Here is a 13708-nt window from a genome sequence, read left to right as displayed (position 1 = left end):
CCACCCGCCAGCGCCCGGCCCGCTAGGTGTTCTCCGCGGGCTCGTGCTTCACGATGGGAGCCGGGCTCGCCGACTCGCGCCGTTTGAGCAGGCTCCGCACGGCGACGTAGAACGCGGGCACCAGGAAGATGGCCAGGACGGTGCCTGACACCATGCCGCCGAACACGCCCGTGCCGATGGCCCGCTGCGTCTCCGCGCTCGCGCCGCTGGCCACCACCAGCGGCACCACGCCCAGCGCGAAGGCGAGCGACGTCATCAGGATGGGACGGAAGCGCAGCCGCGCCGCTTCCACCGCGGCCTGGAGCGGTGAGCGTCCCTGCTCCTCGAGCTGCTTGGCGAACTCGACGATGAGAATCGCGTTCTTCGCGGACAGGCCGATGATGGTGATGAGGCCTACCTTGAAGAAGATGTCGTTCATCAACCCGCGAGACATCACCGCCGCCAGCGCGCCGATGAGGCCCAGCGGCACGACGAGCATGACCGACAGCGGAATCGACCAGCTCTCGTAGAGCGCCGCCAGCACCAGGAAGACGACGAGCATCGACAGCGCCAGGAGGATGGGCGCCTCCGAGCCGGAGAGCCGCTCCTGATAGGAGAGCCCCGTCCACTCCACCGCGAAGCCGGGTGGAAGTTCGCCCGCGATGCGCTCCATCTCCGCCATGGCGTCACCGCTGCTGAAGCCCGGAGCCGCCGCTCCGGCGATGCGCACGGCGGGGTAGCCGTTGTAGCGGACCAGTTGCATGGGCCCCCGCTCCCAGACGGGCTCGGCCACCGAGGACAGGGGCACCATCTGCCCGCGCGCGTTGCGCACGGGGAGCTTGAGCACGTCCTCCACCTGCATGCGAGACTCCGCGCGCGCCTGCAGGATGATTTGCTGCATGTAGCCCTTGTTGGGGAAGTCGTTGACGTACGTCGACCCCAGCGCGGTGGAGATGACCGAGTTGATTTCCGCGAACGACACACCGAGCGCCGCCGCGCGCTCGCGGTCGACCTGGATTCGCACCATCGAGCCCTCCGGCAAACCCTCCTGATACGGGAAGGCGATGACCGGACTCTCCGAGGCACGCCGGAGGACGTGGTTCATGGCGTCGTTGAGTGCCTTCGTGCCGTGTCCGGAACGGTCCTCCAGCCGCATGGCGAAGCCCGCGCTGTTGCCGAGCCCGTCCACCGCGGGCGGAAGCACGTTGATGACCATGCCCTCGCGCGGCGAGGCGAAGCGCGCGTTGGCGGCGGCGACCTCACCCGCCGCCGTCTCACCCTGGCGCTCGTCCCAATCGCGCATCATCACGAACATGAGGCCGGCGTTCGCCCCCGAGCCGAAGAAGCCGAAGCCCTGGATGGTCAGCACGTCCTGGATGCCCTCGCGCTCGCTCAAGAAGGACTCCAGCTCCCCGAGCACGCTGTTCGTCCGCTCGGCCGTGGCGTCCGACGGGAGCTGCACCGAAACGTTGAGGTACCCCTGGTCCTCCTCCGGGAAGAAGGCGCCCGGCAGCCGCCAGAACGCCAGGGCGACCATGGCGACCACCACGGCGTACGCGAAGAACGCCCGGCCCAGGCGCCCGACAATGGCCCGGGTCCAGTTCGCATAGCGCCCCGTCACCCTCTCCAGGAGCCGGTTGAACCCGCCGAAGAAGCCGCGGCGCTTCCCCGCGTGGCCGGGCTCCACCGGGCGCAGCAGCGTCGCGCAGAGCGCCGGGGTGAGCGTGAGCGCGAGGAACGCGGAGAAGAGAATCGACACGGCCATCGCCAGGCTGAACTGGCGGTAGATGGTGCCGACAGAGCCCGTGGCGAACGCCATGGGGATGAACACGGACGTGAGCACCAGAGTGATGCCGATGACGGCGCCCGTGATTTCCTTCATCGCCTTCTTCGTGGCCTCGAGGGGAGAAAGCCCCTCCTCCGCCATGAGGCGCTCGACGTTCTCGACCACGACGATGGCGTCATCGACGATGATGCCAATCGCCAGCACCATGCCGAACATCGTCAGGACGTTGATGGAGAACCCCGACGCCAGCATCACCGCGAAGGTCCCCAGCAGCGCGATGGGCGCGACGATGGCGGGAATCAACGTGTAACGCACGCTCTGCAGGAAGAGATACATCACCGCGAAGACGAGCAGCATCGCCTCGAAGAAGGTCTGAACGACCTTCTGGATGGAGACGCGCACGAACGGCGCCGCGTCGTACGGAATCGTGTACTCGACGCCCGCGGGGAAGGCCCGGGAGAGGTCCGCCATCCGCTCGCGGATGCGCTCGGAGGTATCGAGCGCGTTCGCCCCCGGGGCCAGCTGCACACCGAACGTGGCGGCGTTCTTCCCATTCTGCCGGGTGGACGAGGCGTAGCTCTGGGGCCCCAGCTCCACCTTGGCGAGTTCCTTGAGCAGCACGTTCGAACCATCCGGATTGGCCCGGATGATGACGCGCTCGAAGTCCGCGACGTCCAGGAGCTGCCCCTGGAGCATCAGGGGGGTGGTGACGCGCTGGCCTGGAACCGCGGGCATGTCCCCCAACCGTCCGGGAGAGGCCTCCGCGTTCTGTGCGCGAATCGCCGCCGCGACCTCATCCACGGAGATTCCGTGCGAAATGAGCCGCTCCGGGTCCAACCAGACGCGCAGCGCGCGGGCCGGCGTGAAGAGCTGGACGCGCCCCACGCCGGGCACGCGCCGCAGGTCCTCGACCACGTTCCGGCTCAGGAAATCACCCAGCTCGGCCTCGTCGTAGCGGCCGTCGCTCGATACGAGCGTGGAGAAGAGCAGGAAGTTGGTGGTGGTCGTCTCCACCTGGAGCCCGAGCTGCCGGACCATCTGCGGCAGCCGCGATTCGACTGTCTTCAGGCGGTTCTGGATGTCGACCTGCGCCAGGTCCGGATCCGTTCCGGGCGCGAACGTCACCACGATTTGCGCGACGCCCGACGTGTCGCTCGACGACTCGAAGTACAGGATGTTCTTCACGCCGGACAGGCCGCGCTCAATCAACGACACGACGCTGTCGTTCATCGCGGCCGGCGTGGCGCCGGGATAGGTGGCGGTAATCGTCACGCTCGGCGGCGCGATGGACGGGTAGCGCTCGATGGGGAGCCGGGGAATGGAGATGGCTCCGGCGAGCACGATGAAGATGGCAATCACCCAGGCGAAGACCGGGCGTTCAATGAAGAATCTTGGCACGGCTCACTCCAGGTTCAGCGCGAGGCCGGGGCGTGCTGCCACTCGACGGGGGTGACCTGCTGGCCTGGCGCAAGACGGTCCTGCCCCTCGACCACGACACGCTCTCCGGCGGAGAGTCCCTCCTCCACCAGGTAGCGTCCGCTGACGATGCGTCCGGCGCGGACGTTGCGCGCCTCCGCGGTGTTGTCCTCTCGGACGATGAAGACCTGCGCTTGGCCCTGCGCGTCGTGAAGCACGGCCTGCTGGGGAACGAGGAGCGCACCGGCCACCTCTCCGAGCACGACGCGCGCCTTCACGAACATGCCCGGCAGGAGCTTCCGCTGTGCGTTGGGGACCAGGGCGCGCACCGTGAGCTCGCCGGACCCAGGGTCGACCGAGATGTCCGAGAACTGAACGCGGCCTCGCTCCGGATAGGGCGCCCCCGTCGAGGAGAGCACGATGACTTCCGCCCCCGCCTCTCCAGTGCCTCCCTGGAGTGACTGCAAGCCCGCCGCGCGCTCCACGGGTGACTTGATGTCGACGAAGACGCGGTCAATCTGCTGGATGACGCTCAACGGCGTGGCATCCGCGGGACCGACGAGCGCGCCTTCATTGACCTGGGAGATGCCGATGTGCCCCGCGATGGGGGCGGTAATCGTGGCGTAGTCCAGGTCGACGCGGGCCCTGTCCAGCGCCGCGCGGGCGCGCGCCACCTCCGCGTTCGCGATGGCGAGCGCGGCCCGGGCGTCATCGTGCGCCTGCTGGGTGCTCGCGCCTTTCTCGAAGAGGGACTGGATGCGGCCCGCATGCAACTCAGCCTGGAGCCGGCTGGCCTCGCTGGCTGCATGGGCCGCCGCGGCGCCATCCACGTTCGCCCGGAACACCGCCGCTTCCAGTTGGTAGAGCGGCTGCCCCTTCTGGACCGTGTCGCCCTCGGAGAAGCGCCGGCTGCGCACGAGCCCACCCACCTGCGGGCGGACTTCCGCGACCCGGAACGCGGAGACACGCGCGGGGAATTCGTCGTGAAGGACAACGGCCTCCCCTTGCACCTTCAGCGTGGACACCTCCTGGACCGGCGGTGCAAAGGCTGCTTCTTCCTGCTTGCCGTTACAGGCGAGAAGCGGGAGCAGCGTCCATGCAAGAAGAAAGCGCTTCGACCGTTGGATAGGCATTGTCGTCTGGCGAGGAAAACGTCGAAGAACACGTAAAAACATACTTTTCACACAGCACCGCGCCCTGGTCCGCCAGCAGCCAGGGAATGAAACGTCACCTGCGCCCGAGCAGATGACATGACGAATGGGGCATCTCGAGACACAAGCCCGTCACGGACGGCCCCCTCACGGGAGGCCCTGACAAATGAATTCTTGGCCGGGGTATTAGCCGGAGACAGACACACTGACGGCGAGGAGCGCCTACTCCCGGGTGAGCTCCTCGAGCCTTCGGATGACCGCGGCTCTCATTTCAGGCCTGATTCCCTGGTCCTCGAGCAGGTCCGCGAACCACAGGCCGTCGGTCGCGAGCCTGCAGATGATGGAATTGATGTCCTGGGGGCTGACCTCGCCGGACTTCAGCTGGAGGTCATCCTGCCAGCTACAGTTCCATCGTTCGCGAAGGTCGGGCTCCACCATCATGCTTCCAATCAGGGCTCTCAAGCCCCGAATCTGCTCGGAGTTAGCGGGGCTGGAGACCATGGCACGCAGATATGCACGCGCCTCGCGCCCATGGGCCTCCGGATCTTCCGCGATGTTCGCGTGGAACGACTCAACGAACTGCCGGTTCATCTCCTCGAACAGCGCGTCGAGCAGCAGCTGCTTGCTCTTGAAATGATGCTGGAGGCCACCCTTCGTCACCCCCGCGTGCGCCGCGACGGCCTCGAGCGTCACCGCCTGGGTTCCCCCTTGCGTGACGAGCTCCGCCGCGGCGCGGAGCAGCTGCGCGCGAATGACATCGGGCTGCTTCTTGCGTTGGTGGGCGCTCGTCACGGCGCGAAACATGCCGTCCGGATGGATTCTTTTCAACTTTCATTTGAGGGCCTGAAAAGCCCCTCATTTCAGGTGCTTACGCCCGGCGACCCCTCAGACGCTCAAGCGCGAGGCTGCTGGAACGGCGCCATCTGGGCCGCCAGGGCGCGCTGGAACGCGGGCCGGGCCTCACAGCGTTCCTTGTACGCCTTCAGCGTGGGAAAGCCGTCGAGCACGTCCGTGTGCCGGAGGATGCGGAGCACCGTCACCATCATCAGGTCGCCCGCCGTGAAGCAGTCCTCCAGGTACTCGCGCTCACCCAGATGCGCCGCGAGTTCTCCCAGGCGCTCCTTCAGCGACTCCACCACGCCCGGCCTGCGCAGCTTCGCCCACTCCTCCTGGGCGAAGAACAGGTCCACCTCGGCGAGAGGCTGAATCACGATTTCGATGGAGTTGAGCGCCGCGAAGAGCCACGTCACCGCGCGAGCCCTGCCCACCGCGTCCACCGGCAGCAGCGCCTCACACTTGTTGGCGATGTGGAGCACGATGGCGCCTGATTCAAAGAGGACGAGGCCGTCCTCCTCCAGCACCGGCACTTGGCCGAAGGGCTGGAGCTTGCGGTAGTCGGGCGAGGCCTGGACTTTGTTGTCGATGAACTTCACCTGATACGGCAACCCCGCCTCTTCGAGCGCCCACCGCACCCGGAGGTCCCGCACCAGGCCTTGTGCGAACGGCGGAACCCACTTGAACGCACTGACGGTCATCATCGTGATGTCTCCTGGTCGGTGAGCGGTTCGGACGCGCCGAAGCGCGTCATCTGGCGCAGTGCTCTCAAGCATGCGACCCGGGCTCCGTCAACGCGGTAAGGGTCCTCGGGGTGTCTCCTCCGGCAGTGCCGTGGGCGCGCTTTCCCGCACCCGCCGCACCAGCTCTGGAAACACCTTGGACACCTTGCCCAGCAGGTAGTCGCCGTACGTCCCCTGGAAGGCGTGGACGCTGGCGCCGTCCCAGCGGCGGGCGCGGTCCTCATCTACGTCAGCGCCCGCGCCGCGTGGCAGGGGGTGGACCTCGGCGGCGAAGTCCGGGTCGAAGAAGAGTGGGAAGGACAGCCTGTCCTTGCCGCTCACGTTCTTCACCCGGTGCGGCGTGGAGCGGTACCAGCCGCCTGTCATCCGGTCGAGCATGTCGCCGATGTTGCACACCAGCGTCCCGGGCAGCGGCGGCGCCTCCACCCAGCCGCGCGGCGTCTTCACCTGCAACCCGCCGTGGTCGTCCTGGGCCAGCAGCGTGAGCAGCCCGTAGTCCGTGTGCTCACCCACGCCCCAGCGCTCCTCCTCGCACTGGGGCTCCGCGGGGTAATGGAAGATGCGGAAGAGCACCGTCGGGTCCGCCGTGTAGTGCCGCCGGAAGTAGTCCGCGTCCAGGCCCAGGCTCAGCGCCATGCCTTCCATCAGCGCATGCGCGGCGCGCGTGCTGGCCTCCACGTAGTCGAGCACCGCCGCGCGCAGCTCCGGCACCTCCGCGGGCCACAGGTTGGCGCCGTGCAACGGCCAACCGGCCTTCACGCGCGGGTGCTCGCTTCCGAGCTCCGTTCCCAGATAGAGCCCCTCCTTCCGGTCCGGGCGCCCCGAAGTCAGCTCGCCCCCGAGCGGGAACCAGCCCCGCCACGCGACGCCGCCCAGTGCCATGGCGATGGCCTCCTTCGCTGCCCGGGGCAGCGCGAAGAAGCGCTGGCTCTCCCGCTCCAGCCGCGCGAGCACCTCGCCGGACACGCCGTGGCCCGTCACGTAGAAGAAGCCGCTGTCGCGACAGGCCTGCTCGATTTCACGCGCGACGCGCGCACGCTCGGTGACGCGGGATGCATCGAACAGTGACGCCATGTCGATGACGGGCAAGCCGCCCCGTGCGGAATCCGGACCAGTCATTCCCGAGAGCCTACACAGGTCTGGACCCTGGCAGGGCGCGGCGCGAGAGTCCGCCCGCCTCCATGACGACGCATTCCCCTCCGGAAGCTCCCCACACCGCGCTGTCCACCGGGCTCGTGTGGCTGATGGCCGCCGCCTCGGGCGCCACCGTCGCGAACCTCTATTACAACCAGCCGCTGCTGGGAGACATCGGCGCGGCCCTGGGGGCCTCTGGGAGCGCGCTGGGGCTGGTGCCCATGCTGACGCAGGTGGGCTACGCGGTGGGAATGCTCTTCATCGTCCCGCTGGGCGACAGCCTGGAGCGGCGGCGGGTCATCGTCACCATGAACACGCTGGTGGCGCTGGCGCTCGTTGGCGTGGCCCTCGCGCCGACGCTGCACTGGATGGTGGCCGCGAGCTTCCTCGTGGGCGTCACCACCATCATCCCCCAGCTCCTCGTCCCCTTCGCGGCGCACCTGGCGCCCGCGGCGCAGCGAGGCCGGGTGGTGGGCACCGTCATGAGCGGTGTGCTCATTGGCATCCTCCTGTCCCGGACGGCGGCGGGCTTCGTCGGGACTCACCTGGGATGGCGCACCATGTTCTGGATTGCGGCAGGGCTGATGCTCGCGCTGGCCGGCGTGCTGCGCTTCACGCTGCCGTCCCAGCCGCCCATGGCCTCCATGCCGTATCCGCAACTGTTGCGCTCGCTCATCCACCTGGCGCGCACCGAGCCCGTGCTGCGACTGCATGCGGTGCTGGGCGCACTCAGCTTCGGCGCGTTCAGCGTGTTCTGGTCCACGCTGGCGCTGTACCTCCAGAGCCTGCCGCAGAAGTACGACGCGCAGGTGGCGGGGCTGTTCGGCGTCGTGGGCGTGGCGGGCGCCGCCGTGGCCCCGCTGGTGGGCCGCTACGCCGACAAGCGCGGGGACCGGCGCATCAACGGAGCGGCCATCGTCGTGTTGCTGCTGTCGTTCGTCGTGATGTGGCCCCTGGGACGCTGGCTGTGGGGCATGGCGCTGGGCGTGGTGCTGCTCGATTTGGGCGTCCAGGCGAACCAGATTTCCAATCAGACGCGCGTGTACTCGCTGCGTCCGGAGGCCCGCAGCCGGCTGAACACGCTCTACATGGTGACGTACTTCGCGGGCGGCGCCGCGGGCTCGTGGTTGGGGACCTTCGCCTGGACGCACCGGGGATGGAGCGGGGTGTGCGCCTCCGGCGCCGCGCTGTGTGTCGTGGCTCTGTTGGCGCTCAAGCGAGGGCCGAAGGGCGGCGCGCCTGAAGCGGCGGAGGCCTGACGCTCCGCCGCTCGCGCCAGGCCGAATCGCTCAGGAAGCCTTCTCCGCCGCCAGCGACACCAGGAGCTGCTTCGACTTCACCTGGCTGCCCACGGACACGTTGAGCTCCGCGACGGTGCCCGTGACGTCCGCCACCACCTGGAACTCCATCTTCATGGCCTCCAGCACCACCAGGACGTCCCCGGGCTTCACCGCCGCGCCCACCTGCGTGTCCACGCGCAGGATGCGCCCGTCCATCGGCGCCGCCAGCCGTCCGCTGCCCACGCCGTCCGACTTCGACGGCGGACGGAACGTTACGTCCGTCACGGCGTGCGCGCCCGAGCCCAGGTCCAGCCACAGCGTGTCCCCGTCCCGCAGGTAGCGTGCGCGGCCCCGCGTCCCGGCGCTGGAGAAGTCGAGCACGCCCGCGGACAGCCCCAACACGGACACGTCGAACGACGAATCCCCCACGACCACCTCGTACCCTTCCGCGGACACGGGCTGGACGGTGACGGACTCTTCCGCGCCACGGCTCGCGAGCTTCATCCGCACGGGGTGGCGGTGGGACGTGTTCCAGTTCAGCAGGGACACATCCAGTCCCGCCGTGTCCGCCAGCTTCAGGCCTTCATCGTGGAAGAGCAGCGCCGCCGCCAGCGCCCGCGCCTTCGCGTTTGCCTGATACAGCCCTTCCACCTCCGACGCCGCCGCGTGCTTCGCGATGAACGCCGTGTCGTACTCCCCTGAACGGAACGCCGCGTGCTCCAGCACGTACACCAACAGGTTCTTGTTGGTGGTGACGCCGAACACCGTCAGCTCGCGCAGCGCCTCCACCAGCCGCCGGCGCGCCGTCTCCCGGTCCGGGCCGTGCGCAATCACCTTCGCCTGCATGGAGTCATAGAAGGGCGGAATCGCCTGCCCCTCCCGCACGCCGTGGTCGATGCGCACGTCCTCACGCACCGGCAGCCTCCACGCCAGCATCCGCCCGGCCTGGGGCGCGTAGCCCTTCGCCGGGTCCTCCGCGCAGAGGCGGACCTCGATGGCATGCCCCGACGCGGAAATCGCCTCCTGCGCCCGGGGCAGCTTCTCCCCCGCCGCCACGCGGAGCTGCCACTCCACCAAATCCAACCCGGTAATCAGCTCCGTCACCGGGTGCTCCACCTGGAGGCGCGTGTTCATCTCCATGAAGTAGAAGTCACCGCTCGGCGCGAGGAGGAACTCGATGGTCCCCGCTCCCCGGTAGCCAATCGCCCGAGCCGCCGCCACCGCCACCTCACCCATGCGCGCGCGCAGCGCCGGGCTCACCGCCGGTGACGGGCTCTCCTCCACGATTTTCTGGTGCCGGCGCTGCACCGAGCAGTCCCGCTCGCCCAGGTGCACCACGTTGCCGTGCGTGTCCGCGAAGACCTGGACCTCCACGTGCCGCGCGTCGATGACGGCCTTCTCCAGGATGAGTTCGCCGCTCCCGAAGGCATTCGTCGCCTCCGAGCGCGCCGCGCGCAGGGCCGCGCGAAGCTGCGACGCCTCGTGCACCAGCCGCATGCCGCGCCCGCCGCCACCCGCCGCCGCCTTGACCATCAGCGGGAAGCCGATGCGCTCGCCCTCCACCGCCAGCCCCTCATCATCCAGGTCGGACGCCTCGTAGCCAGGAATGCAGGGCACGCCCGCCGCAATCATGCGCAGCTTCGCCTGACGCTTGTTGCCCATCAGGGTGATGGCCTCGGCCGCCGGGCCGATGAACACCAGGCCCGCGTCGTGACAGGCGCGCGCGAAGTCCGCGTTCTCCGACAGGAAGCCGTAGCCCGGGTGGATGGCCTCCGCGCCGGACGTCTTCGCCGCTTCCAGAATCTTCTCGATAACGAGGTAGGACTCCTTCGCCGGAGACGGACCAATGGCCACCGCCTCGTCCGCCGCCAGCACGTGCGGCGCGTCGCGGTCCGCCTCGGAGAACACCGCCACGGTGCGGTAGCCCAGCCGCTGGCAGGTGCGAATCACCCGGGCGGCAATCTCGCCACGGTTCGCGACGAGGACCTTCTTGAAGCGCTCCATCGTGTCCGCTCCTCTCACAGCCGCGCGACGCCGAACGTGTTGGGATGGACCTGCCGCCGCTTCGCCTCACGGCACACCGACAGCGCGAACCCGAGCACCCGCCGCGTGTCCCGTGGGTCGATGAGCCCGTCGTCGAACATCCGCGCGCTGCAGTTGAACGGATGTGACTCCTTGTCGAACTGGTCGATGATGGGCTGGCAGAACGCCTTGATCTGCTCCTCATCCACCACCTGACCCTGCCGGGCCAGCTTCTCCCCGAAGACGATGGACATCACCTTCGCCGCCTGCTCGCCGCCCATCACGGCGGTGCGCGAGTTGGGCCACCCGAAGATGAAGCGCGGATGGAACGGACGGCCGCACATGCCGTAGTTGCCCGCGCCGAACGCACCGCCAATCAGCACCGTGAGCTGCGGCACCGTCGCGTTGGCCACGGCCTGAATCATCTTCGCGCCGTGCTTCACGATGCCCCCCTGCTCCGGCTGCGTGCCCACGAGGTAGCCCGTGGTGTTCTGCAGGTAGAGGATGGGCGTGTCCTTCTGGCAGCACAGCTGGATGAACTGCGCCGCCTTCGTCGCGCCCTGGGGCGAAATCGGCCCGTTGTTGCCGATGATGCCCAGCGGGTGGCCGTACAGGTTCGCCCAGCCACAAACGGTGTGCGCGTCGTAATCGTCCTTGAAGCCAGTGAACTCCGAGCCATCCACGATGCGCGCGATGACCTCGCGGCAATCGTAGGGTTTGCGGTAGTCCACGGGCACGGCGCCGCAGAGTTCGTCGGGCGAATACACGGGCTCGGCATAGGCGGGGCGCTCGGTGGGCGGGAGCTGCGCGTTCCACCCGAGCTTCGCCACGATTTCGCGGGCCATGCGGATGGCGTCCGCGTCGTCCTCCGCCAGGTAGTCCGCGGTGCCCGCCACCGTGGCGTGCATCTGGGCGCCGCCCAGTTCCTCATCCGTGGCGACTTCCCCCGTGGCCGCCTTGAGCAGCGGCGGGCCCGCGAGGAACACCTTCGCCTTCTTCTTCACCATCACCACGTAGTCGGACAGGCCCGGCAGGTACGCGCCGCCCGCCGTGCTGGAGCCATGCACCACCGTCACCTGGGGGATGCCCGCCGCCGACAGCCGCGCCTGGTTGTAGAAGGTCTCCCCACCCGGGATGAAGATCTCCTGCTGGTACATCAGGTTGGCGCCGCCGCTCTCCACCAGCGACACCATGGGCAGCTTGTTCTCCAGCGCCAATGCCTGCGCGCGCAGCGCCTTCTGCACGCCCCACGGCGACGCGGTGCCGCCCTTGATGGCGGAGTTGTTCACGAAGACGATGCACCGCACCCCGGACACGTAGCCGATGCCGATGATGCTGTTGCCGCCCGCCAGCGAGCCGTCACTGTCGTCGTGGTAGCCATAGCCACACAGCGTGGACAGCTCCAGGAAGGGCGAGCCCCGGTCGAGCAGCAGCATCAGCCGCTCCCGAGGAAGGAGCTGCCCGCGCTTGTGGAACTTCTCTTTCGCCTGGTTCTCCGTGTTGCGGACCTTCGCCTCGATGGCGCGCAGCTCGGAGACGCGGGCCAGCATGTCCGCGCGGTTCGCCTTGAAGGATTCGGAGCCCGGGTCGATTCGCGAGGTGATTCGTGGCATCGGTCTACTCCTGTCCTTCGCGCAGCAGCGCCTCGGGGATGTCCATGTGCCGCGAGCGCAGCCACTCGCCCAGCGCCTTGCCCTGCGGGTCGAAGCGGGTGGACGAGGAGACGCCCTCTCCCAGCAGACCCTCCACGACGAAGTTCAGCCCCCGCAGGTTGGGGAAGACGTGCCGCTCGATGCGCAGCGGCGCGGCCTCCGGGAGCAGCTCGCGCAGCTTCTCTTCCGTGAGCGCATGCGCCAGCCACCACCAGGCCGCGTCTGTGCGCGCCCAGACGCCGATGTTCGCCGTGCCGCCCTTGTCACCACTGCGCGCGGCGACGATGCGTCCCAGCGGGACCCGGCGCGTGGGACCGCCCGGCACTCTCGGCGGCAGCGGAGGTGGCTCCACGGGCTCCAGCGAGCGCGTCTCGCCGGGAGGCGTGATGGCGGTGCGCGTTCCATCCTCGAGGACCGCGACATGCTCCACGCGCCCCGCTTCGACATAGGCCGGCGTGTAGACGCCATACGGCGCGCCGTCGGAGGGAGGCGCCGTCATCGTGAAGCCGGGATAGCTGCCCAGCGCCAGCTCCACCGCCGCGCCGCTGAAGGCCCGGCCCACCACCTTCGCGTCGGCGTCCTTCACCACCACGCGAAGGAAGGCGGCGGCCTGCTCCTCGGTGGCCGCGTCCTCGCGGTCCGTCCGCGTCAGCATCCACTGGAGCTCCTTCGGCTTGCGCGTCAGCGCCGCCTCCAGTTGCTCGCGCGCCAGTCGCGCCTTCTCCTCGATGTCCAACCCCACCAGGATGAACGTCGCCTCGTTCCGGTACCCCCCCAGGTTGTTGAGGCACACCTTCACCGTGGGCGGTGGCGGCTCGCCGCGCACGCCGGAGACGCGGACGCGGTCCTTGCCGTGTGGCGCCAGGGAGATGGTGTCGAAGCGCGCCGTGGCGTCCGGGCCCGCGTACCGCGCCCCGGTGATTTCATAGACGAGCTGCGCCAGCACCGTGTCCACCGTCACCGCGCCGCCCGTGCCCGCGTGCTTGGTGATGACGCTGCTGCCGTCCTCGTACAGCTCCGCCAGCGGGAAGCCGGGGCGCCGCGCGTCCAGCTCCGTGAAGAAGGAGAAGTTGCCGCCCGTGGCCTGCGTGCCGCACTCCAGGACGTGGCCGGCGACCATGGCCCCCGCCAACCGGTCCCAGTCATCCACCTTCCAGCCGAAGTGCGCCGCCGCCGGGCCCACCACCAGCGAGGCATCCGTCACCCGTCCCGTGACGACGATGTCCGCCCCCGCGCGCAGGCACGCGGCGATGCCCCACCCGCCCAGGTATGCGTTCGCGGTGAGCGGCGAGCCCAGGCCCAACGCATCCACCTGCGCGGAGAGGTCATCTCCCTCCACGTGCGCCACTTGCACCTTCACGCCCAGCTTCGCGGCGACCTCGCGCAGGGCGGCGGCCAGCCCCGCGGGGTTCAACCCACCCGCGTTGGTGACGACCTTGACCTTCTTCTCCACCACCAACGCCAGGCACTGCTCCATCTGCTTCAGGAACGTCTTGGCATAGCCGGTGGACGGGTCCTTCATCCGGTCCCGGCCCAGTATCAGCATCGTCAACTCGGCCAGGTAGTCGCCAGTCAGGACGTCGAGCTGGCCGCCTTCGAGCATCTCCCGGACCGCCGAGAAGCGGTCTCCATAGAAGCCCGAGGCATTGCCGACACGCAGGGGGGACGCAGGCATGAGCTCTCCACTCGGCAGCAACGAAAGACGCATGAG

9 protein-coding genes are annotated in these 13708 nt (G+C 68.7%); 1 reads left to right on the top strand and 8 read right to left on the bottom strand.

What is annotated here, in order from left to right:
• Nucleotides 1-22 precede the first annotated feature (22 nt).
• The 5 genes from F8M74_RS09960 to F8M74_RS09940 form a co-directional block, all read right to left on the bottom strand.
• Entirely contained in the window at nt 23-3163 is a 3141-nt protein-coding gene (locus F8M74_RS09960; RefSeq protein ID WP_141255429.1) for an efflux RND transporter permease subunit, read from the bottom strand.
• Between the two features lie 14 nt (nt 3164-3177).
• Nucleotides 3178-4314 (bottom strand): efflux RND transporter periplasmic adaptor subunit, encoded by a 1137-nt coding sequence (locus tag F8M74_RS09955; RefSeq protein ID WP_216619878.1) that lies wholly within the window; start codon nt 4312-4314, stop codon nt 3178-3180.
• A gap of 240 nt (nt 4315-4554) precedes the next feature.
• Nucleotides 4555-5136: a TetR/AcrR family transcriptional regulator gene (locus tag F8M74_RS09950; RefSeq protein ID WP_141255428.1), complete on the bottom strand. Its 582-nt coding sequence runs from the start codon at nt 5134-5136 to the stop codon at nt 4555-4557.
• A gap of 89 nt (nt 5137-5225) precedes the next feature.
• Nucleotides 5226-5870 (bottom strand): glutathione S-transferase family protein, encoded by a 645-nt coding sequence (locus tag F8M74_RS09945; RefSeq protein WP_141255427.1) that lies wholly within the window; start codon nt 5868-5870, stop codon nt 5226-5228.
• Between the two features lie 87 nt (nt 5871-5957).
• A complete protein-coding gene (locus tag F8M74_RS09940; RefSeq protein ID WP_141255426.1) occupies nt 5958-7028 on the bottom strand; it encodes an isopenicillin N synthase family oxygenase in 1071 nt (356 codons plus the stop codon).
• Between the two features lie 62 nt (nt 7029-7090).
• Here F8M74_RS09940 and F8M74_RS09935 point away from each other — a divergent pair, with 62 nt between their 5' ends.
• Nucleotides 7091-8302 carry an MFS transporter gene (locus F8M74_RS09935; protein WP_141255425.1) on the top strand — a complete coding sequence of 404 codons (1212 nt, stop codon included), beginning with the start codon at nt 7091-7093 and terminating at the stop codon, nt 8300-8302.
• 30 nt (nt 8303-8332) lie between these two features.
• Here F8M74_RS09935 and F8M74_RS09930 read toward each other — a convergent pair whose 3' ends face one another.
• From F8M74_RS09930 to F8M74_RS09920, 3 genes are read right to left on the bottom strand one after another with little or no spacing between them, the layout of a single operon-like run.
• Complete coding sequence (locus F8M74_RS09930) at nt 8333-10327, bottom strand: acetyl-CoA carboxylase biotin carboxylase subunit (RefSeq protein WP_141255424.1); 1995 nt, start codon at nt 10325-10327, stop codon at nt 8333-8335.
• Between the two features lie 14 nt (nt 10328-10341).
• Nucleotides 10342-11958 carry an acyl-CoA carboxylase subunit beta gene (locus F8M74_RS09925; RefSeq protein ID WP_141255423.1) on the bottom strand — a complete coding sequence of 539 codons (1617 nt, stop codon included), beginning with the start codon at nt 11956-11958 and terminating at the stop codon, nt 10342-10344.
• A 4-nt stretch (nt 11959-11962) separates the two neighbouring features.
• A complete protein-coding gene (locus F8M74_RS09920; RefSeq protein WP_171410201.1) occupies nt 11963-13672 on the bottom strand; it encodes an acyclic terpene utilization AtuA family protein in 1710 nt (569 codons plus the stop codon).
• Between the last annotated feature and the right edge of the window lie 36 nt (nt 13673-13708).

Source organism: Myxococcus sp. CA023, assembly GCF_010998615.1.
GTDB lineage: Bacteria > Myxococcota > Myxococcia > Myxococcales > Myxococcaceae > Myxococcus.
This window is presented reverse-complemented; position numbering and strand designations above follow the sequence as displayed.